The sequence below is a fragment of the Streptomyces sp. NPDC001634 genome (assembly GCF_040298185.1).
Taxonomy (GTDB): domain Bacteria; phylum Actinomycetota; class Actinomycetes; order Streptomycetales; family Streptomycetaceae; genus Streptomyces.
The window spans coordinates 24,716-48,384 of the sequence record NZ_JBEOZU010000037.1; the positions used below are offsets into that span (position 1 = coordinate 24,716).

Consider the following 23,669-nt stretch of genomic DNA (forward strand, 5'->3'; position numbering starts at 1 on the left):
CTCCCTGAAGCAAACACTTTCCGTCACCATTACCGGGTGACGCAGCGTCACCTACCGGCTCGTCAGCCGATGCGCACCGTCTTCGACACGGTGACCTGGTCGATGTCGGTCGTGCGGACCGTCGCCTTCATCGTCCAGACGCCCGCCAGCGGGAGGTTCAGCGCGTCGGCGGCCCAGTAGCCGCCACGGTCGGTGAGCTTCGCGTCGAGGGGCCCGATGTTCCGTTCCTTGAACGTGAAGGTGAGGCGCAGTTCGGGGACGGTCGCGATGCCTCCGTCGGGGCCGTAGAGCACCGCCTGGACCTGGTTCTCGCCCACCCGGCCCGGTGTCAGCTCGATCTGCACCTTGCCGTGCCCGCCGGGCGTGCCCACGTCGAACGGGATCATCGTGGTGGAACCGAGGGGCTGGTCGGCCGCGACCGTCGACGCCGCCGCCTCCGTCGCCGCGCGGCCCGGCTGTGTACCCGTCAGCAGCGTCGTGATCACGAGCACCACGATCCCGATCGTGATCTCCGCCAGCACCGAGCGGCGCAGGGCCCGCCGGTACGGCCCCGGGTCCTCCGCGGTGTCCCGCCCGTGCCCGGAATCCGTGTGTCCGGTCTCCGGGCCCCGGTCCGTGCCCGCCGTCTCCGGGTCCCGAGCGCCGGTCCGTACCTCCACGGCGTCGGCGTCCCTCAGGGCGCCCTCCGCCCGTCCCGTCGCCGCCCCGACCGGCTCCGGTACCCGCTCGGGAACCGTGACCTCCGCGGCCGGCACGGCGAGCCGCGCGGTCCAGCGGCGCGAGTACGCCGCCGCCGCCAACAGGAGCACCACCGCGACCAGCTTGGCCGTCAGCAGCCTGCCGTACTGCGTGGAGGTGAGCGCGTCGAGGGAGCCGAGGCCGCGCCAGGACTGGTAGACGCCGGTGGCGACCAGAACGGCGACCGCCGTGAAGGCCAGGCGCGAGAAACGGGCGACCGCGGGGGCCGGGAGTTCCTCGGGCGTTCGGTACAGCGCGCCGATCAGGGCCGCCAGGCCCCCCAGCCATACCGCCATCGCCAGCAGGTGCAGCACCGCCGAGGTCATCGCCACCGGGACCTGGATGCCGGCGGACGCGTGCTCGGCCACCGCCCAGGTGAGGGCCAGGGCGAGCGACAGCAGGCTCACGATCGCAAAGTGCAGCCGGCCGCCGAGGGCCGGTCCGCCGGCGGTCCGGGGGCCGTCCGCGGCCGGGCCGTCGTCTCCCGTCCGCTCGTCGGCCCGCGCAGGCGTCGGCTGGGTCCGCCCCTTGGACCGCGCAGGTATCAGGCCCGCGCGTCCCGCGACCAGGGCCGCCACTGTCAGCACCACCATCCGCGCAAGCAGCGCGAATCCCGGGCGGCTCGTCGCCGCCTCGCGCAGCACCGTGGGGTCGAAGGCCGTCGCGGGGCCGCTGCCGCGCTCGTACGGGCCCCGGAGCAGCAGCAGCGCGAGCGTGGACGCCAGCAGCGTCCACCAGCCGCCCACGAGCAGACCGCGGGCCGCGCCCACCCCGGTCACCATCGCGAACGCGACCACGCCGAGCAGCAGGGCCAGCCCGCCGTACGCGACGTAGCGGGCGAGGTCGTAGAGCGTCGTCGAGGCGGCGTCCTGGGCCTCGTCGGACGGCAGGACCGCCTTCGTCGCCGTCTGCTTGCCGACGGAGAACGTGAGGGCGCCGGACACCGGGTGGCTGTCCGCCGACACCACCCGCCAGGCCACGATGTACGTGCCCTGAGCGAGGCCGGAGGGGAGCGTGACCGTCGCCGTGTCCGACCGGCCGTCGGCATGCTCCTGCTTGCCCGTGTGCACCCGTCGGTTGCCCGGGTCGAGCACACGGATGGAGTCGTCCAGCAGACCGACGGACTCGGTGAAGGTGAGGGTGACCGCCTTCGGCGCCGTCTTGAGCACGCTGCCGTCCGCCGGATCGGTGCCCTTCAGCACGGCGTGCGCGGACGCGGAACCCGCGCCCGCCAGGAGGAGCAGCGGGATCACGAGCAGCACGAACGCGAGGTGACGCAGCCGCCCCTTGTCCTCGGCCGTCCCCGGACTCCCCCCGCCCACACGTCGTGCGCCCACGTCTTGTCTCCCGTATCGGCCTGTCCGGGTCTCGGTTACGTACGGACGCGGCAGGCCCTGTGCTCAGTGCGACGGCGAACGTCGGCCGTCCGTACGAGAGTCACACCATCATCGCCCGGACCCGCGTCACCACGTGGGCCGGGCCGAGACCCCGCCGTCCACCACCAGGTCATGGCCGGTGATCCAGGACGCGAGCGGCGAGGCCAGGAACACACAGGCGTCGCCGATGTCCTCCGGGCGCCCCAACCGGCCGGTGGGCGCCGCCCGTTGCCACCGGCGTACCCCCTCCGGCCAGGCCTCGCTCAGTCCCTCGCGCTGGATCAGGCCGGGCGAGACGGTGTTGACGCGGATGCCGTACGGGCCGTACTCGAGGGCCGCCGACCGCGCGTGCATGACGACGGCCGCCTTGGAGGCGCAGTAGTGGGCGTGCAGCGGCGCGGGATGCGAGGCCTCGATGGAGGCGATGTGCGTGATGGTGCCGCCGCCCGCCCCGCGCATGACCTCCACCGCCGCCTGGGTGCACGCGAACACGCTCGACACATTGGTGTCGACGACCGCCCGCCAGTCGGCCGTCGTCATCCCGGCAAGCTCCTGCGTCGGCTGTACCCCCGCGTTGTTGACCAGCGCCGTCAGGCGGCCTCCGCCCCAGTCCGCCGCCTCGCGCACCAGGAGCCGGCACTCCTCCTCGACGGTCAGATCGGCCCGCAGCACGACGGCCCGGGCGCCCGTGTCGCGGATGCGCGCGGCCACGTCACGCGCCGCGTCCACCGACGTACGGCAGTGGACCGCGACCGCCGCGCCCTCCTCGCCGAACCGCAGCGCGATCCCACGGCCGATGCCGCCGCCCGCCCCGGTCACCAGGGCCACCTGCCCGGCCAGCAGTCCGCTCACGAGCGGCACAGCCCTGCGATCCGGGCCGCTTCGGCCGGGTAGCGCGCGGTGAGCGCGGCCGCGTCGCCGTGCTCGTACCCCTCGTATGTGAAACCCGGCGCCATGGTGCACCCGAAGAGCGTCCATGACCCGCCCGCGGCGACCCGTCCGCCCATCCAGGTGCCGGCCGGCACGGTGAACTGGACGTGCTGGCCGGCGAGGACATCCGGTCCGAGGACGGCCGTGCGGGTGCCACCGTCCGGGGCCAGGAGCAGCAGTTCCAGCGGATCGCCGAGGTAGAAGTGCCAGACCTCGTCCGCCGGGAGGCGGTGCAGCGCCGAGTAGTCGTCCGGTTCGGCGGTCAGCAGGGCGATGATCGCGGTGCCCTCCGGCCTGCCGTCGGCCCGCTCCGGTCCCGCCCAGGTCTGCCGGAACCGGCCGCCCTCGCGCGGGATCGGTTCCAGGCCGTAGTGGGCGATGAGGTCGTCGGGGGTCACGGCACGCAGGCTAGTTCCCGAAGGCCGTCTCCCGGGTGAGGAACGCCAGCCGGGCGCGCTTTTCGGGCAGGTGCACGTCCGGGAGGTCGACCTCGGGCAGGACGACGGCCGGGCCGGTGACGAAGCCCTGGCGCAGGAAGCGGGCGATGGCCTTCTCGTTGCGCTCGTCGGGGTCGACGACGATCCGCCGCCGGTCGAGGCCGGTCAGGACGTATGCCGTGCAGGCGGTCAGGAGCGCCGTCGTCCAGCCCGGCCGCGGGCCGCCGGCTCCGGCGGGGGCGAGGAGGAGGTGGACGCCGATGTCACCGGGCCGGACCTCGTAGCACTCGCCGACCCGGTCGGCGTCCGGCTCGTGGGTCTGCAGCAGCGCGACCGGTTCGCCGTCCTTGACGACGAGGAAGGCGTGATGGGTGTCGAGCGTGTCCATATGGGCGTAGACCTCGGCGACCTCGTCCTTGGTCAGCCCGTTCATGCCCCAGAAGGACGCGCGTTCCTCGCTCACCCAGGCGTGGATCACCTCCGCGTCGGCCTGTGCGTCGAGGGGCAGGATGCGGACCGTGCCGTATCCGTCGACGAGTTGTTCGTGGACGGCCTCGCGGGCGGGGGCGTGGGGCTCGGAGGTCATCGGGCTCTCCTTCGTCAGACGGTTCCAGTCGGTGACGACCGGAACGAGGTCCCCCTTGAGCCACAAGGGGAGCTGGTCGCGGTGGTGGGGCGAGCCCGCGACGCCCGAGGCGCCGAAGGGGACCACCCAGAGGCTGTCGTCGCGGCGGGCGAGGTCCCAGACGTAGCGGGCCGCCGGGCCGCGCACGCTCAGATCGGTCAGGCCGGGCACGGCGGAGGTGCACAGCACGCAGTCGTGATCGCCGGAGAGACCGGGTTCGTCGTACGCATCCGCCGGCAGCGCGCGCCAGGGCGCCAGCCGGTGGGTGTCGCCCCAGGTGCCCGGCGGCGGGTTCCCGGCGACCTCCTCGACGGCCTCCCGCACCAGCGCGGCGCGGTCGACGCCGTACAGCTGCCCGGCGGTCAGGAGGTGTTCGAGGGCGAATCCGATGCCAGGCCAGGGCGGGTGCGCCGAGGAAGGACGCCGAGGTGCCCTGTGCGCGGTGCCGCTCGACCTCCAGTTGCCAGGCCCGGTCCAAGGCGGTGACCCGGCCCTGGGCGCGGGCGAGCGCGAGCGCGTCGGCAGCACGCAGGTGGGGGATGCCCCAGGCATCGCGGTAGATCTCGGTGGTCACCCTGCGGCCTCTCTGTATTTTAGGTTAGCCTAACCTAAGTAACTCGAGGCGGAATCGTACGCGAAGGGTGAAGGCGCGATGGGGCAGGGGCAGGGACAGGGACGCGGCTGGGAGGGCACGGTCCTGCGGCTGCTGCGCGCCAAGGACTTCGTGTTCACCGTGACCGGCGCGGAGGACGTCACCCCGCACTACCGGCGGCTGCACCTCACCGACGGCGGCATGCTCGCGGCGACCGGAGTCCACCCCACGATGTGGGTACGGCTGTGGTTCACCGGAGCGGGCCGGCCCCACCAGCGGGCGTACACGCTGGTCGGCCCGGACCCGGCGGCCGGCACCTTCAGTCTGGAGTTCGCGCTCCACGACGGGCGCGCCGCCGACTGGGCGCGGGCGGCGAAGCCCGGGGACACCATCGAGGCGACGGTCCAGGGCTCGGCCTTCGAACGGCCCCGGCCCGAGCCCTCGCACATCTTCGCGGTGGCCGACCCGGCCTCGCTGCCCGCGCTCAACTCCCTCCTCGGCGCGCTGGATCCCGCCCCGGCGACCATCTGGTTCGAGGGCGCCCCCGACGGTCTCCCCCTGCGCACCGACCCCGCCCGCCACGACCTGCGCCCGGTCCCCCGCCAGGACTCCGGCGCCCGTCTGGTCACCGAGGTGAGGTCGGCTCTGCCGGCCCTGCTGGAGACCGCCCCGGACCCGTATGTGTGGATCGCCTGCGACACCACGACGACGCGGACGCTGAGCACCTACGTGCGCAGGGAACTGGGCGTCCCGAGGCAGCGGGTGAACGCCCTGGGGTACTGGCGCGCGTCCTGAGTCCGCACGGGGGATCATCGACGCATGGATGTCACCCTTCACCTCGCCCAGGATCGCGAGGCCGACGCGCTCCTCGGGCGCAGTCCGCTCGCCGCGCTCATCGGGATGCTGCTGGACCAGCAGGTCCCGATGGAGTGGGCGTTCAAGGGACCGTGGACCATCGCACAGCGGCTCGGCACGGACGACCTCGACGCGCACGAGATCGCGGCGCAGAACCCCGAGGCCTTCGCCGAACTGCTGTTGCAGAAGCCTGCGGTGCACCGGTACCCGGGTTCGATGGCCAAGAGGATCCAGCAGCTGTGCCAGTACCTCGTCGAGCACTACGACGGGGACCCCGAGGCCATCTGGAAGGACGCCGGCAGCGGACAGGAGCTGCTGAAGCGGCTTCAGGAACTGCCCGGGTTCGGCAAGCAGAAGGCTCAGATCTTCCTCGCCCTGCTCGGCAAGCAGCTGGGCGTGCGGCCCGAGGGCTGGCGGGAGGCGGCGGGACCGTACGGCGAGGCGAAGTCGTTCCGGTCCGTCGCCGACATCACCGGGCCCGACTCGCTGGCGAAGGTCCGCTCGCACAAGCAGGAGATGAAGGCCGCGGCGAAGGCCGCCAGGGCCACGGGCCGGTAGTCGTCATCCGGGTGGACCACCCGGGGTGGCGGGCGGTCCACGACCGGTCCAAGCATGGATCATGACCGACATACCGAGCGGCTCCCACATGGGACCGGAGTACAACGACCGCCGCGTCCACGCCGCGCGTGACGCGCATGCGCCGAGACCACTGTCGGAAGAAGTGGAGCCGCCCTTCGAGGGGCTCCTGCACACCCTCTCCCGCACCGCGTGGCAGGTCGTCCTGGCCACCGGTGTCGCGTCCGTGATCCTGGGCGTCCTGGTCCTGGCCTGGCCGGGCCCGTCGCTGCTCGTCGCAGGGGTCCTCTTCGGCCTCTACCTCATCGTCAGCGGTGTGCTCCAGCTGGCGTCCGCCTTCGGCACGCACAAGGCCACCTCGCTGCGTGTCCTGGCCTTCATCAGCGGCGCGCTGTCGATCCTGCTGGGCCTGTTCTGCTTCCGGGGCCCCATGGAGTCGATCCTGCTGCTCGCGCTGTGGATCGGCATCGGCTGGCTGATCCGGGGGATCACCCAGACCGTGGCCGCCGCGCACGACCCGGGCGTGCCCGCGCGCGGCTGGCAGGTCTTCCTCGGCATCGTCACCTTCATCGCCGGGATCGTGCTGATCGTCTCGCCGTTCAAGACGATCGCCGTGCTCACCCTGGTCGTCGGCTGGTGGCTGCTCGTGGTCGGCCTGGTCGAGATCGTCACGGCGTTCCGGATCCGCGGCCTCGCGCGACAGGTCCCGCGCACCGTGTGAAAAACGCATGGTGTGACAAAGGTCAACTCCGCGCCCACCAGGTACGCCGTGCGAGCGGTTCTCACGGCCGACGCGATGAACCACGTACGCATGGTGGGGAGGTGACCTGATGTGAGCCCTGCCCCGCATGCCCCCCGCGCCGCTCGTCGGTATGCCTGGCTGCGGGTGCTCGTGGTACTCGTCGCGCTGCTCGCGACGGGCGCGCACACCGGGGCGGTGGTGGCCCCGCCCGCGGCGGTGTCCGCGGAGACCTGCGGCGCCGAGTGCGACGTACTCGACGCGGCGCTGTCGCCCACCGCCGTGCAGGGACCCCGGACGGTCCAACCGCTGCGGCCGGACCCGTCGGCCGGCGGCCGTCCGTCCGAACCGGGCCGCTCGTCCGCCGCCGCCGTGCAGGTGCCGGGCTCCGCCGCCCTGCATGCCCTCCGCACCGTGGTCCTGCGCTGCTGACAGGTCCGGCTTCCGGAACCGTCACCCCATCAGCAAGGCGAGGACACCGTCATGCCCAGCGACCCCTACGCGGTCCTGCACGCCCTGGTGCTTGCGGAGGCCGTACGCAGTACGAAACCGAAACCGAAACCGAAACCGGATCCGGAGTCCGAGGCCGGGGAGGAACCCCGGCCGCCGGTCCCACCGGAGCAGGAACACGAGTAACGCCCGGCGGCCGCCCCGAACCGGGCGGCCGCCCCGCGCCGATGCGCTCCGGCCCTCGTGCGCGGCGGCCCGGGCGCGGGTCGACCGGCGTTCATCTCAGGTCCCTCTTCCCGGTTTGCCCTCGTTACCATGTCTTTTTCCCGCGTCGCACTCCGTCGCCATGGCTGCGCCCGGAACGTCTGGACCGGTAGGCTTTCCGTGTGATCTTCAAGCGCATCGGAAACGGCCGGCCGTACCCCGACCACGGCCGGGAAAGCACCCGGCAGTGGGCGGACGTCGCGCCGCGCCCGGTCCGCCTCGATCAGCTCGTGACGACCAAGCAGCAGCTCGACCTGGAGACCCTGCTCGCCGAGGACTCGACGTTCTACGGCGACCTCTTCGCGCATGTCGTGAAGTGGCAGGGCGACCTGTACCTGGAGGACGGTCTGCACCGTGCGGTCCGCGCGGCGCTGCAGCAGCGCCAGGTGCTGCACGCGAGAGTTCTCGAACTCGACTGATTCCGTCACCGCCGGCTTTCCGCCGTGCGGTTCGCGGCCTTTCACGCCCGTTTCACCTGCGCTCCCGGCCCGTCCGAGCGCCCTTTGACCCTTTCGGGTTGGACTGGGCGGCATCCAATGATCATCTAGTAGGCATTGCCGCCCGGGCGCACTACGCTGCGCTCATGAGCATGCTGACTCCCCCCGGCATGGGCGGCCAGTACCGGATCACGGGGGACAAGTATCCGCGGATGCGCCGGCCCCGGCGCCGCGGCAGGCTCCTGTTCGCCGTCGTTGCGTCCGTGGCCGCCATCGGGCTGATCGGCTGGGGAACCCTGCAGCTCATCGATGTCTTCACGGGAGGCGGCAGGGCTTCGGCGGCCGGTTCGAAGGCGGACTGCCCGACCAAGGCCAAGGCGAGCCCGTCGCCCGCGACCGCCGCCAAGGCGCTGCCCCAGCCCGGCCGGATCACCGTCAACGTCTTCAATGCCACGACCCGCGGCGGCCTCGCCAAGGAGACCGCGGACGAGCTGAAGAAGCGCGGCTTCCACATCGGCAACGTGGGCAACGCGACGCAGGAGTACGACAAGAAGGTCAAGGGTGTCGGGATACTTCTCGGCCCCAAGGCCTCCCTCGACACCTCGTTGCCGGTCCTCGGCACACAGCTCGCGGACGCGGAGCGCCGCACCGACGCCCGCACGGGCACGGACGTCGATCTCATCCTGGGCGACGGCTTCAAGTCGCTGACGAGCAAGACCGACGCCGACAAGGCTCTGGCGACGCTGACAGGGCCCGCGCCGTCGCCGTCGGCCGGCAGCGCCAAGAAGGGCTGCTGAGGTCCCCCACGGCTTTCGGGCCACGGGTTTCCGGGCCCCGGGCCACGGATTTCCGGCCCGGTACGGGGTGTGGTTCCCGTACGAGAACCACACCCCCTTCCGAACGCTGCCTACTCCGCCGCGCCGTACAGCCGGTCGCCGGCGTCCCCGAGCCCCGGCACGATGTAGCCGTGCTCGTTGAGGCGCTCGTCGACCGCCGCCGTCACCACGGTCACCGGCGTGCCCGCCAGTTCGCGCTCCATGACCTCGACGCCCTCCGGGGCCGCGAGCAGCACCACGGCCGTCACGTCGTCCGCGCCCCGCTTGATCAGCTCCTGGATCGCCGCGACGAGCGTGCCGCCGGTCGCCAGCATCGGGTCCAGGACGTACACCTGGCGCCCGGAGAGGTCCTCCGGCATGCGTGAGGCGTACGTGGAGGCCTGCAGCGTCTCCTCGTCGCGGATCATGCCGAGGAAGCCCACCTCGGCGGTCGGCAGCAGCCGCACCATGCCGTCGAGCATGCCGAGGCCGGCGCGCAGGATCGGCACGACCAGCGGGCGCGGACGGGCGAGCTTGACGCCGGTGGTCGGGGAGACCGGGGTCTCGATGTCGACCTGCTCGGTGCGCACGTCCCGCGTCGCCTCGTAGGCGAGCAGGGTGACGAGCTCGTCGGCGAGCCGACGGAAGGTCGCGGAGTCGGTGCGCCGGTCGCGCAGCGTGGTGAGCTTGTGGGCGACCAGGGGATGGTCGACGACGTGGAGACGCATGTCCCCAACAGTAACCGGGCTTTGCGCGCCCATCGTTCCGTTGTACGACAACCCGAGCCGCCGCTGCGGACAAGCCGCCCCTTCCCCACCACCCGGACGTTGGCATCAAGCCCCCCATCAGAGGGAAAGTGAGAGGGACACAACCGGGGTGGTGTGCCAGTGGCCGACACGGAGTCCCACGAGGAACCCGAAGCGCAGGAGACGGACGCCGAGCGCAGGCGGCGCCGGGCCCGGTTCCTGCGTGAACTGGCGGAGGCGCGGGAGTTGCGCGACCGCGTCCAGCCCCGCCGCGCCAAGGCCGCGCGCCTGCGTCACGCCATGCGCATGCGTACCTTCCGCTGGTAGCGACTCGGCCGCCATGGGGGTGGCCGTGCGACCTCATCGCCCCGGGCCGCGTACGATCCGCAGGTGGCGGCAATGAGTGCGCTGGTGAGCGATACGCGTACCCGCGATCAAAACGGCCAGACACAGGGAGCCGAAGACGTCCCCTGAACGCCTTGTTTCTGCCACGATTCCGAGTGGGTGGGGCTCGGAGAAGCACTCCCCGCCCGCAACCTCCGCCGGGGGGACCCCCAACCGGCACGCCTATGACCAGTGGGAGAGTCACGGTGTACTTCGCCGCACTGCTCGCGCGCACCGAAGACGGGTGGGAAGCGAGCGACACAGAGCTCGACGATGTGGAGACCCTGTCGGATCTGACCGACCTGGCCCGCGACGCCTCGGTCGACGAGGACACGGTGCTCGTACTCATCGAGCAGGAGGACGCGTGGTTCGGCGTCGTCCGCGTGGACGGCGAGGACGACCCTCGTATCTACGTCTCGGACGCCGCAGCCGCAGCCCGCAGCTCGTACGGCGAGATCCTGCTCACGGACGAACTGCTCGGAAGGGAGCCCGGCGACGACGTCGCCGACCTGGACTCCCTCGACCTCGACGGCACCGAGGACGGTGAGCCCGAGGACGACGACGAGGACGGCGCGAGCGCGGACGCCGCCGTGCCGCACGGCCCCGTGGGCGACAGCGAGATCCTCGACGACCTCGGCGTCGGCGAGAAGGAGCTGCGCGCCCTGGACGCCGAGGACGCCCTCAGCTCGATCGCCGAAGCCCTGGGCGCCTCGGAGGTCCTGGAGACCGTCCGCTAGGTGCACAGGACACACAACGAGGAGATGCCGACCCCCGATCCGGTGCGCGACCGCTGGCGGGCCGCGATGCGGCTCGCCCTGGACGAGGCCGGACGGGCCGTCGAGGGCGGTGACGTCCCGGTCGGCGCCGTCGTGCTGTCCCTGGACGGCTCGGTGCTCGCCGCCGCTCACAACGAGCGCGAGGCGACGGGCGATCCGACCGCCCACGCGGAGATCCTCGCGCTCCGCCGGGCCGCGACAGCGCTCGGCGAGTGGCGGCTGCCCGGGTGCACGCTCGTCGTCACCCTGGAGCCCTGCACGATGTGCGCGGGCGCGCTGCAGCAGTCCCGGGTGGACCGGGTGGTCTACGGCGCCCGCGACGAGAAGGCCGGTGCGGTCGGGTCGCTGTGGGACCTGGTGCGCGACCGGCGCCTCAACCATCGCCCCGAGGTGATCGACGGCGTGCTCGCGGACGAATGCGCCCGGCTCCTCACGGACTTCTTCCGCTCGCGCTGAGGCCCGGACCGGGCGATCCCCGGAAACGGATTTCTGACCACGGCCCACCTTGGGGTAGGGTCTCCCTCGGTAGCGTGTCCGAGCGGCCGAAGGAGCTCGCCTCGAAAGCGAGTGTGGCGCAAGTCACCGAGGGTTCAAATCCCTCCGCTACCGCAGATGGATGAGGGGCCCGGTCCTATGGACCGGGCCCCTCATCGGCTTCCGTCTCGGTCCATGCGGATCAGGGGCGCGGGGCGCGCAGGTGGGCCCGCTTCTCCAGCTCTTCCTCGTCGACCAGCGTGAGCATCTCCTGGCCAGGCGTGCACAGCATGATCACGACGAACTTGGTCGGCGCGTCCGACAGGGCGTTGCCGTCCTGGTAATGGATCACGTCACCGCCCGGCTCCCAGAACGTCTCACCGGCCTCGATCACGCGCTCCGGCTCACCTTCGAGCTCGAACCGGACCGCGCCCTCGATCACGTAGCCGAAACACGGCCCCGAATGGCGGTGTGGAGGCGTCCCGGGGTGACCGGGAGGCCACTCGACGAGGACGGTCATCCCCGAAGCACCCTCGGGAATGAAGGGCGGCTTGACGTCCGCCGGCATCCTGGGTCCGAACTCCGCCGGGCTCTCCTGCTCACCGGCCCTGTCCGCCGAGTCCTTCTCCGACGCCGTGCTGCACCTCCGTGGGCCTGCCCGGGAACCGCGGTGACCGTGTTCGTCAATTCCTGGCTCCACCCTGCCTCCTGCCGGCGGCCTCCACTATTCGGGACCTGGACGGCGGGCCTCGGACGTCGGGGCCGGCCTTTACCAAGCTGCTTGGCGAGGTATGCGGGTGAAACGTCGCGCGGTTCCGCCGGCCTCGCGGCGGACACAGGCTCCTGCACCGATATCAGCACTGCACAGCAGTAGTGCAGTGCCCAGTCGACACCGCCCGAGATGTCCGAGTTCCAGTCCGGGCGCCACCTGGATTTATAAGGTACATATCGCACATATAACGTCGAAAGTGAGAGCAAGCCATGAAGATCGCCGTCATCGGGGGAACCGGACTGATCGGGTCTCAGGTCGTGAAGAACCTGAAGGCAGCCGGACACCAGGCCGTACCGCACTCGCTGTCCACAGGCGTCGACATCATCACAGGCCAGGGTCTGGACGATGCCGTCGCAGGTGCTGACGCCGTCGTCAACCTGACCAACTCCCCAACGTTCGACGACGCCTCGCTCGATTTCTTCCGCACGTCCATGACCAACCTTCTGGCCGCGAGCGAGAAGGCCGGCGTCGGCCACTTCGTCGTGCTCTCCATCGTCGGTGTGGACCAGGTGCCCCAACTGGACTACTACCAGGCCAAGACGCTCCAGGAGAACATCCTCGCCGGGGGTCCGATCCCGTACTCCATCGTCCGCGCCACGCAATTCATGGAGTTCATGGACGCGGTCCTGTCGGAGACGGCCGACAGCGAGACGGTCCGCCTGCCGCACACACCGATCCAGCCGATCGCCGCCGCGGACGTCGCCGCCACCGTCGCCGAAGTCGCCGCAGGCACGCCACTGAACGGCATCCTCAACATCGCCGGCCCCGACGTCTACGCCCTCGACGAACTCGGCCGGATCACCCTCACAGCCAAGGGCGACGGGCGCTCGGTCGTCACCGATGACACCGCCGGCATGTTCGCGGCCGTCCAGGGTGACTTCCTGATCGCCCACGGTGACACCCGTATCGCCCCGACCCACTACGCCGACTGGCTCGCCTGAGTCCGTTCTCCGTCCGTTCGCCGTCTGTTCCCCGTCCGTTCGCCGTCGGGGAAGGAGCAGGTGAGGACCTGGTGCATACGTGACCATTTGCGAGCCCCGAACACCTGGGCGGGTTACACTCACCGGCGGCGAACGGGCCCCGCGGGGCGGAAGAGACGGGGGAGGCCACGGTGGCAGTACAGGGAAAGAAAGTCGCGCTGTACGCAGTCGTGGTGTTCGTGCTCTACGTGATCATCACCGACCCGGCCAAGGCCGCCGACTATGTCCAGATAGGGTTCGAGGGCATTTCGAGTGCCGCCAAGGCCATCGGCCACTTCATGACCTGGCTCGCCGACGGGGCGAAGTGACGTCACCGGCCGGGCGGCCGCCGTCGTCGTCGTATCCCTGGGAGCGCCCGTGATCCGCCACCTGGTCCTCTTCAAGCTCAGCGAGGGCGTCCGGCGCGACGACCCGCGCGTCGTGGAGGGCGTGCGCGCCTTCGAGGCCCTCGGCGACCTGATCGACGAGCTGCGCTTCTGGGAGTGCGGCTGGAACATCAGCGACCGCCCCATCGCATACGACTTCGCCATCAACTCGGCGGTGGACGACACGGACGCCCTCAAGCGGTACCTGGAGCACCCGGCGCACCAGGCGGGCGTCGCGATGTGGCGCGAGTTCGCCACTTGGGTGATCGCCGACTACGAAATCTGAGCGACTCCGCACACGGATTCCGGGCGACACTGCCCGTAAAGCCCTCCACCGGAACGGTGGGGGGCTTTGCTGCGTCGTATGCCCCAACTCGCCCTCAACACGGAGTTATGCGGTGCTTGCACAGTGTGTCCATTTCTTGTGATGCTATGACCGCTTTTGACGGGGAGTTGACAGATGTGTTGACGGATGAAGAGGTGGCGTTGACCGTGTCGGCCAGTACTGCGCCGCCTCAGGACGAGGCTCCCGCCGAGCCTCAGGATTCCGTTCCGGCCGCCCCTCACAAACGCCGTGGCGCCGACACCCGCGCCCTCACACAGGTGCTCTTCGCCCAGCTCAAGGATCTGGAGCCGGGCACGCCCGAGCACCACCGCGTACGCGGGGCGCTCATCGAGGCGAATCTCCCGCTCGTGCGCTACGCGGCCGCCCGCTTCCGCTCCCGTAACGAGCCCATGGAGGACGTCGTCCAGGTCGGCACGATCGGCCTGATCAACGCCATCGACCGCTTCGACCCCGACCGCGGTGTGCAGTTCCCGACCTTCGCGATGCCGACCGTCGTCGGGGAGATCAAACGGTACTTCCGCGACAACGTCCGCACGGTCCACGTTCCGCGCCGGCTGCATGAGCTGTGGGTGCAGGTCAACAGCGCGACCGAGGACCTGACGACCGCGTTCGGGCGCTCCCCGACGACCGCCGAGATCGCCGAGCGGCTGCGCATCACCGAGGACGAGGTGCTGTCCTGCATCGAGGCGGGCCGCTCGTACCACGCCACTTCCCTGGAGGCCGCCCAGGAGGGCGACGGACTGCCGGGTCTGCTCGACCGGCTCGGCTACGAGGACCCCGCGCTCGACGGGGTCGAGCACCGCGACCTCGTACGGCATCTGCTCGTCCAGTTGCCGGAGCGCGAACAGCGGATCCTGCTGCTGCGCTACTACAGCAACCTGACCCAGTCACAGATCAGCGCCGAACTGGGTGTCTCGCAGATGCATGTGTCAAGGCTCCTCGCCAGGAGTTTCGCGCGGCTGAGATCCGCAAACAGGATCGACGCATAACTCACGAGAGCGAATCGTTCGCAAGCTCTCTTCCCGACAGTTCTGCGCTGAAAAACCCTCAGAACACTTCCAACCAGGGCGCATTCGCGTTTCACATGTCGACATGTCTCTACAGCGTGTTGCCGACATGTGACATTCTGCCGGAAGCGCGTTTGCCGCAGCCTCGCGGCCGGTATTCAGGTGGAGGCTGCGTTCCTCCGACGGGAGCGTCCGCCGCGACCGTCCCGCGACCCAAAGGGGGTGGCATGTCCGCAGACCAGGGCAGCTCGAAGGTGCTCACGCTCACGCAGAGCGACTCCGCGCCCGACGTGCTTCAGGACCTTCAGGCCCCTCAGGACCTCCCGAGCGCCGAGACCCTTCCGGCCCAGGACCTCCCGGGCACCGAGGGCCTGCCGGCCACCGCAGAGGCCCCGGACCTCCCGGCCTCGGAAGCCATCGACACCCGCACCCTGTCCCGCTCCCTTTTCCTGCGGCTCGCCGCACTCGACGAGAACAGCCCCGAGCGTGCATACGTCCGGGACACCCTCATCGAGCTCAACCTCCCGCTCGTGCGGTACGCGGCGGCCCGCTTCCGCAGCCGCAACGAGCCGATGGAGGACATCGTCCAGGTCGGCACGATCGGCCTGATCAAGGCGATCGACCGCTTCGACTGCGAACGGGGCGTGGAGTTCCCGACGTTCGCGATGCCGACGGTCGTGGGCGAGATCAAGCGGTTCTTCCGGGACACGTCGTGGTCGGTGCGCGTACCGCGCCGCCTCCAGGAGCTGCGCCTGGCCCTCACCAAGGCGAGCGACGAGCTGTCGCAGAAGCTGGACCGCTCGCCGACCGTCACCGAACTCGCCTCCGTGCTGGGCGTGTCGGAGGAGGACGTGGTCGACGGCCTCGCCGTCGGCAACGCCTACACGGCCTCCTCGCTGGACTCCCCGGCCCCCGAGGACGACGGCGGCGAAGGCTCGCTCGCGGACCGGCTCGGCTACGAGGACACGGCGCTGGAAGGCGTGGAGTACCGCGAGTCCCTCAAGCCGCTGCTGGCCAAACTACCGCCCCGCGAGCGGCGGATCATCATGCTGCGGTTCTTCGCGAACATGACGCAGTCCCAGATCGGCGAGGAGGTCGGTATCTCGCAGATGCACGTCTCCCGGCTGCTGACCCGCACGCTGGCGCAGCTGCGCGAGGGGCTGATCTCGGACTGAGGTGCGCGGGAGCCCGAAGGGACCGTCAGAGGTTCCCGGTTCGCCCGAGGGCTCACCGTTCCCCTGAGGCCGTCCGAGGCTTCCTAATTGACGGAGTGTCAGCCACACTGGCGCGATGCTTCGGGCGACGTGGTTGCGAGGCCGTCGAGGGGCCCTGATCGGTGCCTCGACGGCGGTCGTGTGTCTGGGCGGTCTTCTGGCCTCGTGCGCGGGCGGCACGGGCGGTGACGGTTATGTCGCGGTCGGACCGGCGGGCGGCACGGCCCTCGCATCCGGCACGGCGGTGGCGCCGACGGGGGACGTGACGCTGGTGCCGCTCGACGGCCCGGCCGGCCCCGGGGCTGCACGGGCGCACAGAAGCGGAGCCTCAGACTCCACCGCGGGCAACACGCCTTCGCCCGGCGTCACCCCGGACGGCGTCCAGGACACGAGCGGCACTCCGGCCGCCGGCACCAGCCCCTCGCCGCAGAGCACACCGTCAGGTCGTACGAACCCGGGTACGCCTTCTCGGACGGCGAGCGCCCCTCGCACGACACCCGGCGGGCCCGCCGCGCTGAGCGTGGGCGAGTCCGTGCGGGAGGCGACGGACAAGCGGTGGTGCGAGAAGGTGACCGTCCCCTTCCACAACACCGGAGGCGCTCCGGTGCGTTCGGGCACGGTGACCTTCGGAACGCACATCATCGGGGCCCTCGGGATCGACTGGGCGACCATCGAGTCCACGGGCACGCTTCCGGCACCGATCGCCGCCGGGGCGTCGGTGGAGAGGACCTGGACGGTGTGCGTCGACGAATGGCGTGTGCCGCTGGGCATGCACATCGAGACGCGGGACGTGTCCGTCCAGTGGAAGTAGGGCTTGGCCCTGCTCGTACTGCTTCGGCTCGTACTACTTCAGCGCGAGCCAGGCGACCGCCGCGACGATCGCCACCGCGACGACGACGCCGATGATCAGACCGATGCGAGGCCCGGCCGGGGCGGCGGCCGACTGCCTGCCCTGCGGCGCCTCGTCGACGAACGCACGGAACATCTGCGTGTTGCCGGCGGGGTCGTAGTTGCCCTGGGGGCCCTGGGTGTTAGCCATGGCCCAGGACCCTAGCGAATACGCGTGAACAGCCCAAGCGGGGGCTCCCCCAACGGCGAATCCCCCATCACCTGCGGGTTTACGTCCGCCAATACTTGCCTTTGCCAAGTTTTTATGGCCGTACTCCCGATTTCATTTGCCTGCAGCAACCAATCTTCCCTATGGTTGCCCTAAGCAACGAACGTGGGAGGTGTCATGGCCGAGCAGGCGCAGTACGAGGAGCTGGCGCGCGAGCTCAGTGCCTTCGGCGCCGTGAAAAGGGACATGGGCCGGATCCTGCCGCACGACTGCCCCGGCGGTTCCGCGGCCGTACTGTCGCTCCTCGGCCGCAACGGAGACATGCGCATGAGCAAGCTCGCCGAGCTGCTCGCCGTGGACATGTCGGTCACCAGCCGCCATGTCGCACACGTCGCGGAACGGGGCTGGATCGAACGGTCCCCCGATCCGGCGGACAAGCGCTCCCGCATCCTGCGCCTCACGCCCGCGGGCCGGGCCCAGCTCGACGAGCTGTCCCGGCGCACCACCGAGCTGCTGGCCGACCGCCTGAGCGACTGGAGCGACGACGAGGTCGGTCAGCTCATCCGGCTCATGACGCGGCTGCGGGCCAGCTTCGGCGACTGCCGTTCCGGGCCCCGGCTCCCCACACCCGTACTCGAACAGACAACAACCCGTACACCCGCATAAGCAACGTAAGAAAAGGAAGCCCATGGCAACGACCACACCAGCCGGTGTGCGGGCTCACGCCAAGCACGGGGGAGGCTCCCCGGACGGCGCTCCGATGACGCACCGGCAGATCATGGAGGCCCTCTCCGGGCTGCTGCTCGGCATGTTCGTGGCGATCCTGTCGTCCACGATCGTCTCCAACGCACTGCCGCACATCATCGGCGACCTCGGCGGCGGCCAGTCGGCCTACACCTGGGTCGTCACCGCGTCGCTGCTGGCCATGACCGCGACCACCCCGCTGTGGGGCAAGCTCGCGGACCTGTACAGCAAGAAGGCGCTCGTCCAGATAGCCCTTGTCATCTACGTCCTCGGCTCGATGGCCGCGGGGCTGTCGCAGAACCCCGGCATGCTCATTGCCTGCCGTGTCGTCCAGGGCGTCGGCGTCGGCGGTCTGTCCGCGCTGGCGCAGATCGTCATGGCCGCGATGATCTCCCCGCGGGAGCGCGGCCGTTACTCCGGCTACCTCGGCGCCACGTTCGCCGTCGCCACCGTCGGCGGCCCGCTGCTCGGCGGTGTCATCACCGACACCTCGTGGCTCGGCTGGCGCTGGTGCTTCTACGTCGGCGTGCCCTTCGCGGTCATCGCCCTGATCGTGCTGCAGAAGACCCTGCACCTGCCCGTGGTGAAGCGGGACGTGAAGGTCGACTGGGCCGGCGCGTTCTTCATCTCCGCCGCCGTCAGCCTGCTGCTGATCTGGGTCACCTTCGCAGGTGACAAGTACGACTGGCTGTCGTGGCAGACCTACACGATGATCGCGGGCGCGATCGTCCTCGGTGCGATCTTCGTCTTCGTGGAGACCAGGGCCAGCGAGCCGATCATCCCGCTGCGCCTGTTCCGCAACCGCACCATCACCCTGTCGTCGCTCGCCTCGCTCTTCGTGGGTGTCGCGATGTTCACCGGCACGGTCTTCTTCGCCCAGTACTTCCAGCTGGCCCGTGACAAGTCCCCCACGATGTCGGGTGTGCTGACGATCCCGATGATCGGCGGTCTGTTCGTCTCCTCCACCGTCTCCGGCCAGGTCATCACCAAGACCGGCAAGTGGAAGGCCTGGCTGGTCGCCGGTGGCGTGCTCGTCACGGCCGGTCTGGGCCTGCTCGGCACCATCCGCTACGACACGGCGTACTGGAAGATGGCGATCTTCATGGCGCTGCTGGGCCTCGGCATCGGCATGATGATGCAGAACCTGGTGCTGTCCACGCAGAACCAGGTGGACCCGACCGACCTCGGTTCGGCCAGCTCCACGGTCACCTTCTTCCGGTCCCTCGGCGGTGCGATGGGTGTCTCCGCGCTCGGCGCGGTCATGGCCCACCGGATCACCCACTACTTCACGGACGGCCTCGCCGGCCTCGGCCCCAAGTACGCGGCCCTCGCGTCCCATTCCGGCTCCAGCGGATCCATCCCGGACCTGAGCAGGATGCCCGCGCCGCTGCGCACGCTCATGGAGAGCTCGTACGGCCACGCCATCGCCGACGTCTTCCTGATCGCCGCCTGCCTGGCGTTCCTCGCCTTCGTGATCACCCTGTTCATCAAGGAGGTCCCGCTGAGGACCAAGGGCGCCCTGGCGCAGGCCGCGGCCTCCGAGTCCGAGCCGGAGCAGGCGCCCGCGGAAACCGCCGCCGAGGCGTCCGCCCCCGTCGAGGGAAACGTCCCGAGCTGGGCTGTCGCGGCCTCCGCCCCCGAGGGCGGTCCCGAGGGCACGCAGAAGCTGTCCGCGGTCGCCACGGTGGCCCCGCCGGCCTCCGCCGGTGAGGGCGGCGGCATCCCGGTCCGCGGCTTCGTCCGCGGCGCCGAGAGCGCGCCCGTACCGGGGGCCGCCGTCACACTGATCTCCCTCGGGGGACGGCAGCTGGGCCGCTCGGTCGCCCAGGCCGACGGTTCCTACGCGGTGGATGCGCCGGGCACGGGTTCGTACGTCCTGATCGCCTCCGCCGACGGTTTCCAGCCACAGGCCTCGACGGTCGTCGTGGGCGAGGACCCGATGTCGTACGACATCCTGCTCAGCGGCACCAGCGGCCTGACCGGTGTCGTCCGGGCCGCGGAGACCGCGCTGCCGGTCAAGGACGCGATGGTGATCGTCACGGACGTCCGTGGTGATCTGCTGGCCACCGGTACCACCGGCGAGCAGGGTGACTTCGCCTTCGCCGAACTGGTGCCGGGCTCCGTGACCGTCGCGGTGAACGCCGCCGGATTCCGGCCCCGCGCCCTGCCCGTCGAGGTGGGCGGCACCGGGGTCACCCGGATCGAGGTCGACCTCGACTCCGGCGCCCAGGTCCAGGGTGTCGTACGGGCCCCGCACGGCCCCCTCGCGGACGCCCGCGTGACGCTGGTGGACGCGGCGGGCAACGTGGTCGGCACGGCCACGACCGGCGCGGACGGGGCGTACGCCTTCACCGACCTGAACAGCGGCGAGTACACCGTCATCGCGACGGGCTACCCGCCGGTGGCGACGGCGCTGACGGTGAGCGGCCGTGGCACCGACGACCACGACATCGAACTGGCCCACCCGGGCGAGTAGTCGGACCCCGGCTCGTGGGGGCGCGCTCCGATCGGAGGTGCGCCTCCACGAGCCGGATTTTTTTGAACCTTCTACGGGGATATTCAAGGATTTGGAGGGAGACCACACGATGGGACTGACCGCACGGATCCGTACGCGGGACGGATGGGCCGTCTCGCACGCGGTCGTCACCGTGACCGACATGACCGGTACGCAGGTCCTGCGCGCCGAGACCGACGGGGACGGCGTCGTACGGGATGCGACCGCACTGGCGCCCGGCGCGTACACCGTGATCGTCACCGCGGTGGGGTACGCGCCCACCGCTTCCAGCGCGATCGTCACGGCGAGCAGGCGGGCCGAGATCGGGACCGTGACGCTGGCCCGCCAGGGCGGCACCGAGCTGCCGCCGCCCGGGCCGTGGACCATCGACCCCGCGCACTCCTCGGTGGGCGCGGTCGCCCAGCACCTGGGGATCTCCAGCGTGCACGGCCGGTTCACGGAGTTCGCCGGGCGCATCGAGATCGCCCCCGACGAGGTGGCGAAGTCCCGCGTCGAGGCCGTCATCCACGCCGCGTCCATCGAAACGGGCAACCGGATGCGTGACGACCACCTGCGGTCGGCCGACTTCCTGGACATCGAGAAGTACCCGGAGATCACCTACCGCTCGACCGGTCTGACGGCCGCGGGCTCCGACCGCTGGACCGTCCACGGCGAGCTGACCATGCACGGCATCGTCCGCCCGGTCGACCTCGACCTCGCCTGTCTCGGCACCGGCTCCGACCCGTGGGGCGGCACCCGCGCGGCCTTCCGCGCCACGACGGAGCTGCGCCGCGAGGACTTCGCGATGAACTACAACCAGGTGGTCCGGGCGGGCATCGCGGCGATCGGTACGACGCTGAAGGTGGAGCTGGACGTCCAGGCGGTGCAGGGGGAGCGGCTGCCGCAGGCGTAGGCACAGCAGGGTCACGCAGTTCCGGCATGTCTGCCCCTAGGCTGCCCCCATGGCACCGAACATCGCGACGAACACCGCCGTATCGCTCGACGAGCTGCTGGACTTCGTACGACCCCGTCACCGCGCGATCCTGCTGACGCGGCGCGCCGACGGGAGCCCCCAGGGATCGCCGCTGACCTGCGGGGTCGACGACTCGGGACGGATCGTGGTCTCCACGTACCCGGAACGCGCCAAGACCCGCAACGCCAAGCGGGACGAGCGGGTCAGCCTGATCGTGCTGAGCGACGAATGGAACGGGCCCTGGGTCCAGATCGACGGCACGGCCGAGGTCATCGACTCGCCCGACTCCGTCGAGCCGCTCGTCGAGTACTACCGCAACATCGCGGGTGAGCACCCGGACTGGGACGAGTACCGGGAGGCCATGGTCAAGCAGGGCAAGTCGATCATCCGGGTCACCCCGGTGCGGTGGGGCCCGGTGGCGACGGGCGGCTTCCCGGCCCGCCTGGTTCCCTCGGAGGACTGATTCGGAGGACTGATTCGGAGGACTGATTCGGAGGACTGGTTCGGAGGACTGGTTCGGAGGACTGGTTCGGAGGACTGGTTCGGAGGACTGGTTCGGAGGACTGGTTCGGAGGACTGGTTCGGAGGACCAGGGCACCTAACCGCGCGCGACCATCGCCTCGATCCCGGCGATCAGCGTCTCCAGCGCGAAGGTGAAGTCCCTCTCGCGCATTTCCTGAACCGTGTCGCCGCCGCGGGCCTCCATCAGGTCCGCGGAGCGGTGCACGACCTCGCTCAGGTCGGGGCTCGCCGTCACCGCGCTCATGGCCTGGCGGAAGAATTCGTCCTGGCTCATCCCGGCCGCCGCGCAGCGCTCGATGAAGTGGCCCTCGATCGTGCCGAACCCGTACACGAACTGGAAGACCGCCGAGGTCGCGCCCATCTGGCCGTGCGGGGGCAGCCCGGTCAGCCGGATCACCCGCTGTACGGCCAGCGAGAAGGCGATGGAGTGCGGGCCGATGTTGAGGAAGGTTCCGGCCAGCGGCGACAGCCATGGGTGGCGCACCAGCAGCGCCCGGTACTCCGCGGCAAGGGCCCGCAACTGGTCGCGCCAGTCCTTGTCCGAGTCGGCGGCCGGCAGCCGCATCTCGCCGAAGGCCGCGTCCAGCGCCAGCTCCAGCAGGTCGTCCTTGGTGTCCACGTACCAGTAGACCGACATCGCCGTGACATTCAGCTCGGCGGCCAGGCGGCGCATGGAGAACTTGGCGAGGCCCTCCGCGTCCAGCAGCCGTACGGTCGCCCCGGTGATCCGGTCGCGGTCCAGGCCTGACGGCTGACCGCCGCCGCGCGAGCCACCGCCCCGGGGCGCCTTGCCCTCCAGCCAGACACTGGTTCGCGCCGCACGCCCTGCCCGCTGGGCTGCCTTCACCATGGCGCACCTTCCTCGACACTCCGACCGCTGGTCACGATGCTAGGTCCAGGCGCCCCTGAACGGGGCGCGGGAACTGCGCGAGCAACCACAAACAACCCGTACCCGCCCGACGCCCCCGCCGACCGAGTTACCGGGCGACCACTACCCCCGAGTCCGCCTTCTCCGCCCTGCGCAGCGGGAGTTGAGCTCGGCCCCGAGCACCGCCACCCCACCCCCAGCCCATTGCCGAACTCCGCGACCGTGCCGTTGGCGCACACTCTCGCCTTCGCGGGGGGGTATCGCGCTCATGGTGGCGTGCGCCATGGCCGGGTTGGCGACCGCACAGCCCGCGCCGATGAGCAGCAGACCGAGCAGCGTCCCGCTGTGGGCGTGGGGCGCGAGCGTCGCGATCGACACCAGGCCGCCGGACATCAGCATCAGCCGAGCGCGAGGGAAACCGGCGTGGCGAGCCCGCCGTCCACTTGGCCGACAGGCCGCTGAAGTTGAGCACCACGACGGTGAGCGCGAGCGGCGCCGTGCGCAGCCCGCCTCCAACGCCCCGTATCCGAGGACGAACTGGAGGTGCCGGGTGAGGAGGAAAAGCGCCCCGCCCATGCCGAACGTGATGAGCACCGCGCCGGCGACCGCGCCGGTGAACCGGCGGTCCCTCAAGAAGTGGAGGTGGAGCATCGGGTACGTGATCCGGCTCTCCCACCAGGCGAAGACGGCCGGCACCAGCACGGCGACCGCCGCCATGGCCAGGGCCGGCCGCCAAGCCGAATGCGCTGACCGCGCTCCGGATGCCGATGGCCCTGGGCTGCCCCTCGGACGTGAAGATCTGCATCGCCACCGCGAGGGTCGTGGTGAGCGGCAGCGCCCCGCCGACGCCTATGCCCGCCCGAGCGGCGATCAACTGCGGTGAGCGGCAGTCCGGACTGCACCAGGGAGTACGCGTTGATCATCCACTGGATGTCCCAGGTCGATGCGCCCAGCTCCCGGGTGAGCGAGGGGATCGTGACGTTCAGCACGGTGTTGTCCAGCAGCACGGTCAAGCGGTGGGGGGGGGGCGCGGGGGGCCCGCCCCCCCCCCCGGGGGGGTCGGGGGCCGAGCCCCTCGGAAAGGGGCGGGCGGGGGCGGGCAGCCCCCGTTTG

27 protein-coding genes, 1 tRNA gene and 3 pseudogenes are annotated in these 23,669 nt (G+C 70.7%); 21 read left to right on the plus strand and 10 right to left on the minus strand.

Annotated features, from left to right (window positions below; translation table 11 throughout):
• Nucleotides 1-62: 62 nt before the first annotated feature.
• The 5 genes and pseudogenes from ABT186_RS24425 to ABT186_RS24445 all read right to left on the minus strand — a co-directional run.
• Nucleotides 63-2,075, minus strand: a complete 2,013-nt coding sequence (locus tag ABT186_RS24425; protein WP_502973309.1) for a copper resistance CopC/CopD family protein — start codon at nucleotides 2,073-2,075, stop codon at nucleotides 63-65.
• A 126-nt stretch (nucleotides 2,076-2,201) separates the two neighbouring features.
• Nucleotides 2,202-2,975, minus strand: a complete 774-nt coding sequence (locus ABT186_RS24430; RefSeq protein ID WP_351926829.1) for an SDR family NAD(P)-dependent oxidoreductase — start codon at nucleotides 2,973-2,975, stop codon at nucleotides 2,202-2,204.
• The gene (locus ABT186_RS24435) at nucleotides 2,963-3,442 is read right to left on the minus strand and encodes a cupin domain-containing protein (protein WP_351926831.1); all 480 of its coding nucleotides are present in this window, start codon (nucleotides 3,440-3,442) and stop codon (nucleotides 2,963-2,965) included. Before ABT186_RS24435 ends, ABT186_RS24430 begins: the two co-directional genes overlap by 13 nt.
• A 10-nt stretch (nucleotides 3,443-3,452) precedes the next feature.
• Nucleotides 3,453-4,508: pseudogene (locus ABT186_RS24440) on the minus strand (GNAT family N-acetyltransferase); the annotation flags it as partial.
• Between the two features lie 40 nt (nucleotides 4,509-4,548).
• A pseudogene (locus tag ABT186_RS24445) lies at nucleotides 4,549-4,680 on the minus strand (penicillin acylase family protein); the annotation flags it as partial.
• A 78-nt stretch (nucleotides 4,681-4,758) separates the two neighbouring features.
• On the opposite strand from ABT186_RS24445, the gene ABT186_RS24450 reads away from it, so the two are divergent.
• The 7 genes from ABT186_RS24450 to ABT186_RS24480 all read left to right on the plus strand — a co-directional run bounded on the left by ABT186_RS24450 (nucleotide 4,759) and on the right by ABT186_RS24480 (nucleotide 8,816).
• Nucleotides 4,759-5,493 carry a siderophore-interacting protein gene (locus ABT186_RS24450; RefSeq protein ID WP_351227222.1) on the plus strand — a complete coding sequence of 245 codons (735 nt, stop codon included), beginning with the start codon at nucleotides 4,759-4,761 and terminating at the stop codon, nucleotides 5,491-5,493.
• A gap of 24 nt (nucleotides 5,494-5,517) precedes the next feature.
• Complete coding sequence (locus ABT186_RS24455) at nucleotides 5,518-6,111, plus strand: HhH-GPD-type base excision DNA repair protein (protein WP_351227224.1); 594 nt, start codon at nucleotides 5,518-5,520, stop codon at nucleotides 6,109-6,111.
• Nucleotides 6,112-6,172: 61 nt separating this feature from the next.
• Nucleotides 6,173-6,850 (plus strand): HdeD family acid-resistance protein, encoded by a 678-nt coding sequence (locus ABT186_RS24460; RefSeq protein ID WP_351227226.1) that lies wholly within the window; start codon nucleotides 6,173-6,175, stop codon nucleotides 6,848-6,850.
• Between the two features lie 111 nt (nucleotides 6,851-6,961).
• Nucleotides 6,962-7,300, plus strand: a complete 339-nt coding sequence (locus ABT186_RS24465; RefSeq protein WP_351227228.1) for a hypothetical protein — start codon at nucleotides 6,962-6,964, stop codon at nucleotides 7,298-7,300.
• A 51-nt stretch (nucleotides 7,301-7,351) separates the two neighbouring features.
• A complete protein-coding gene (locus tag ABT186_RS24470) occupies nucleotides 7,352-7,504 on the plus strand; it encodes a hypothetical protein (RefSeq protein ID WP_351926833.1) in 153 nt (50 codons plus the stop codon).
• 200 nt (nucleotides 7,505-7,704) lie between these two features.
• On the plus strand, nucleotides 7,705-8,001 hold the full coding sequence (locus ABT186_RS24475) for a type II toxin-antitoxin system VapB family antitoxin (RefSeq protein WP_004943146.1): 297 nt from the start codon (nucleotides 7,705-7,707) through the stop codon (nucleotides 7,999-8,001).
• A 164-nt stretch (nucleotides 8,002-8,165) separates the two neighbouring features.
• On the plus strand, nucleotides 8,166-8,816 hold the full coding sequence (locus tag ABT186_RS24480) for a LytR C-terminal domain-containing protein (RefSeq protein ID WP_351926835.1): 651 nt from the start codon (nucleotides 8,166-8,168) through the stop codon (nucleotides 8,814-8,816).
• Nucleotides 8,817-8,926: 110 nt separating this feature from the next.
• Here ABT186_RS24480 and upp read toward each other — a convergent pair whose 3' ends face one another.
• Nucleotides 8,927-9,562, minus strand: a complete 636-nt coding sequence (gene upp / locus ABT186_RS24485) for a uracil phosphoribosyltransferase (RefSeq protein WP_351227235.1) — start codon at nucleotides 9,560-9,562, stop codon at nucleotides 8,927-8,929.
• A gap of 159 nt (nucleotides 9,563-9,721) precedes the next feature.
• Between upp and ABT186_RS24490 the strand changes: the two genes are divergently transcribed.
• From ABT186_RS24490 to ABT186_RS24505, 4 genes are all read left to right on the plus strand, one after another.
• Nucleotides 9,722-9,907, plus strand: a complete 186-nt coding sequence (locus ABT186_RS24490) for a hypothetical protein (RefSeq protein WP_351227237.1) — start codon at nucleotides 9,722-9,724, stop codon at nucleotides 9,905-9,907.
• Between the two features lie 263 nt (nucleotides 9,908-10,170).
• Complete coding sequence (locus ABT186_RS24495) at nucleotides 10,171-10,701, plus strand: tRNA adenosine deaminase-associated protein (protein ID WP_351227295.1); 531 nt, start codon at nucleotides 10,171-10,173, stop codon at nucleotides 10,699-10,701.
• Nucleotides 10,702-10,725: 24 nt separating this feature from the next.
• Nucleotides 10,726-11,196 carry a tRNA adenosine(34) deaminase TadA gene (gene tadA, locus ABT186_RS24500; RefSeq protein WP_351227297.1) on the plus strand — a complete coding sequence of 157 codons (471 nt, stop codon included), beginning with the start codon at nucleotides 10,726-10,728 and terminating at the stop codon, nucleotides 11,194-11,196.
• 68 nt (nucleotides 11,197-11,264) lie between these two features.
• A tRNA-Ser gene (locus ABT186_RS24505) sits at nucleotides 11,265-11,349 on the plus strand.
• Between the two features lie 67 nt (nucleotides 11,350-11,416).
• Here ABT186_RS24505 and ABT186_RS24510 read toward each other — a convergent pair.
• Nucleotides 11,417-11,782, minus strand: a complete 366-nt coding sequence (locus tag ABT186_RS24510; protein ID WP_502973311.1) for a cupin domain-containing protein — start codon at nucleotides 11,780-11,782, stop codon at nucleotides 11,417-11,419.
• 413 nt (nucleotides 11,783-12,195) lie between these two features.
• On the opposite strand from ABT186_RS24510, the gene ABT186_RS24520 reads away from it, so the two are divergent.
• The 6 genes from ABT186_RS24520 to ABT186_RS24545 all read left to right on the plus strand — a co-directional run bounded on the left by ABT186_RS24520 (nucleotide 12,196) and on the right by ABT186_RS24545 (nucleotide 16,709).
• Nucleotides 12,196-12,927 carry an SDR family oxidoreductase gene (locus ABT186_RS24520; RefSeq protein WP_351926837.1) on the plus strand — a complete coding sequence of 244 codons (732 nt, stop codon included), beginning with the start codon at nucleotides 12,196-12,198 and terminating at the stop codon, nucleotides 12,925-12,927.
• A gap of 170 nt (nucleotides 12,928-13,097) precedes the next feature.
• Nucleotides 13,098-13,274 carry a hypothetical protein gene (locus ABT186_RS24525; RefSeq protein ID WP_351227241.1) on the plus strand — a complete coding sequence of 59 codons (177 nt, stop codon included), beginning with the start codon at nucleotides 13,098-13,100 and terminating at the stop codon, nucleotides 13,272-13,274.
• A 49-nt stretch (nucleotides 13,275-13,323) separates the two neighbouring features.
• Nucleotides 13,324-13,617, plus strand: a complete 294-nt coding sequence (locus ABT186_RS24530) for a Dabb family protein (protein ID WP_351926839.1) — start codon at nucleotides 13,324-13,326, stop codon at nucleotides 13,615-13,617.
• Nucleotides 13,618-13,763: 146 nt separating this feature from the next.
• Entirely contained in the window at nucleotides 13,764-14,666 is a 903-nt protein-coding gene (locus tag ABT186_RS24535; RefSeq protein ID WP_351227245.1) for an RNA polymerase sigma factor SigF, read from the plus strand.
• Between the two features lie 245 nt (nucleotides 14,667-14,911).
• Complete coding sequence (locus ABT186_RS24540) at nucleotides 14,912-15,859, plus strand: RNA polymerase sigma factor SigF (RefSeq protein ID WP_351227247.1); 948 nt, start codon at nucleotides 14,912-14,914, stop codon at nucleotides 15,857-15,859.
• 115 nt (nucleotides 15,860-15,974) lie between these two features.
• A complete protein-coding gene (locus ABT186_RS24545) occupies nucleotides 15,975-16,709 on the plus strand; it encodes a hypothetical protein (RefSeq protein ID WP_351926841.1) in 735 nt (244 codons plus the stop codon).
• A gap of 33 nt (nucleotides 16,710-16,742) precedes the next feature.
• On the opposite strand, the gene ABT186_RS24550 is transcribed toward ABT186_RS24545, so the two are convergent.
• On the minus strand, nucleotides 16,743-16,937 hold the full coding sequence (locus ABT186_RS24550) for a hypothetical protein (RefSeq protein ID WP_351227251.1): 195 nt from the start codon (nucleotides 16,935-16,937) through the stop codon (nucleotides 16,743-16,745).
• Nucleotides 16,938-17,132: 195 nt separating this feature from the next.
• Between ABT186_RS24550 and ABT186_RS24555 the strand changes: the two genes are divergently transcribed.
• The 4 genes from ABT186_RS24555 to ABT186_RS24570 all read left to right on the plus strand — a co-directional run bounded on the left by ABT186_RS24555 (nucleotide 17,133) and on the right by ABT186_RS24570 (nucleotide 21,629).
• Nucleotides 17,133-17,621, plus strand: coding sequence for a MarR family winged helix-turn-helix transcriptional regulator (locus tag ABT186_RS24555; RefSeq protein WP_351227253.1), 489 nt, complete (start codon nucleotides 17,133-17,135; stop codon nucleotides 17,619-17,621).
• Nucleotides 17,622-17,715: 94 nt separating this feature from the next.
• Nucleotides 17,716-20,175 (plus strand): MFS transporter, encoded by a 2,460-nt coding sequence (locus ABT186_RS24560; protein WP_502973314.1) that lies wholly within the window; start codon nucleotides 17,716-17,718, stop codon nucleotides 20,173-20,175.
• Nucleotides 20,176-20,284: 109 nt separating this feature from the next.
• Nucleotides 20,285-21,106 (plus strand): YceI family protein, encoded by an 822-nt coding sequence (locus ABT186_RS24565; protein ID WP_351926843.1) that lies wholly within the window; start codon nucleotides 20,285-20,287, stop codon nucleotides 21,104-21,106.
• 49 nt (nucleotides 21,107-21,155) lie between these two features.
• On the plus strand, nucleotides 21,156-21,629 hold the full coding sequence (locus ABT186_RS24570) for a PPOX class F420-dependent oxidoreductase (RefSeq protein WP_351227259.1): 474 nt from the start codon (nucleotides 21,156-21,158) through the stop codon (nucleotides 21,627-21,629).
• A 135-nt stretch (nucleotides 21,630-21,764) separates the two neighbouring features.
• Here ABT186_RS24570 and ABT186_RS24575 read toward each other — a convergent pair whose 3' ends face one another.
• Together ABT186_RS24575 and ABT186_RS24580 are read right to left on the minus strand one after the other, a co-directional pair.
• Nucleotides 21,765-22,538, minus strand: coding sequence for a TetR/AcrR family transcriptional regulator (locus tag ABT186_RS24575; protein WP_351227261.1), 774 nt, complete (start codon nucleotides 22,536-22,538; stop codon nucleotides 21,765-21,767).
• A 168-nt stretch (nucleotides 22,539-22,706) separates the two neighbouring features.
• Nucleotides 22,707-23,659: pseudogene (locus ABT186_RS24580) on the minus strand (MFS transporter); the annotation flags it as partial.
• Between the last annotated feature and the right edge of the window lie 10 nt (nucleotides 23,660-23,669).

Excerpts from the sequence above, each read along its gene's own strand:
- ABT186_RS24455 (WP_351227224.1), top strand. The coding sequence starts at position 5,518 with ATGGATGTCACCCTTCACCTCGCCCAGGATCGCGAGGCCGACGCGCTC.
- ABT186_RS24470 (WP_351926833.1), top strand. The coding sequence starts at position 7,352 with ATGCCCAGCGACCCCTACGCGGTCCTGCACGCCCTGGTGCTTGCGGAG.
- ABT186_RS24450 (WP_351227222.1), top strand. The coding sequence starts at position 4,759 with ATGGGGCAGGGGCAGGGACAGGGACGCGGCTGGGAGGGCACGGTCCTG.
- ABT186_RS24570 (WP_351227259.1), top strand. The coding sequence starts at position 21,156 with ATGGCACCGAACATCGCGACGAACACCGCCGTATCGCTCGACGAGCTG.
- ABT186_RS24460 (WP_351227226.1), top strand. The coding sequence starts at position 6,173 with ATGACCGACATACCGAGCGGCTCCCACATGGGACCGGAGTACAACGAC.
- ABT186_RS24520 (WP_351926837.1), top strand. The coding sequence starts at position 12,196 with ATGAAGATCGCCGTCATCGGGGGAACCGGACTGATCGGGTCTCAGGTC.
- ABT186_RS24545 (WP_351926841.1), top strand. The coding sequence starts at position 15,975 with ATGCTTCGGGCGACGTGGTTGCGAGGCCGTCGAGGGGCCCTGATCGGT.
- ABT186_RS24480 (WP_351926835.1), top strand. The coding sequence starts at position 8,166 with ATGAGCATGCTGACTCCCCCCGGCATGGGCGGCCAGTACCGGATCACG.
- ABT186_RS24575 (WP_351227261.1), bottom strand. The coding sequence starts at position 22,538 with ATGGTGAAGGCAGCCCAGCGGGCAGGGCGTGCGGCGCGAACCAGTGTC.
- ABT186_RS24550 (WP_351227251.1), bottom strand. The coding sequence starts at position 16,937 with ATGGCTAACACCCAGGGCCCCCAGGGCAACTACGACCCCGCCGGCAAC.
- ABT186_RS24535 (WP_351227245.1), top strand. The coding sequence starts at position 13,764 with ATGACCGCTTTTGACGGGGAGTTGACAGATGTGTTGACGGATGAAGAG.
- ABT186_RS24555 (WP_351227253.1), top strand. The coding sequence starts at position 17,133 with ATGGCCGAGCAGGCGCAGTACGAGGAGCTGGCGCGCGAGCTCAGTGCC.
- ABT186_RS24510 (WP_502973311.1), bottom strand. The coding sequence starts at position 11,782 with ATGCCGGCGGACGTCAAGCCGCCCTTCATTCCCGAGGGTGCTTCGGGG.
- ABT186_RS24540 (WP_351227247.1), top strand. The coding sequence starts at position 14,912 with ATGTCCGCAGACCAGGGCAGCTCGAAGGTGCTCACGCTCACGCAGAGC.
- tadA (WP_351227297.1), top strand. The coding sequence starts at position 10,726 with ATGCCGACCCCCGATCCGGTGCGCGACCGCTGGCGGGCCGCGATGCGG.
- upp (WP_351227235.1), bottom strand. The coding sequence starts at position 9,562 with ATGCGTCTCCACGTCGTCGACCATCCCCTGGTCGCCCACAAGCTCACC.
- ABT186_RS24560 (WP_502973314.1), top strand. The coding sequence starts at position 17,716 with ATGACGCACCGGCAGATCATGGAGGCCCTCTCCGGGCTGCTGCTCGGC.
- ABT186_RS24565 (WP_351926843.1), top strand. The coding sequence starts at position 20,285 with ATGGGACTGACCGCACGGATCCGTACGCGGGACGGATGGGCCGTCTCG.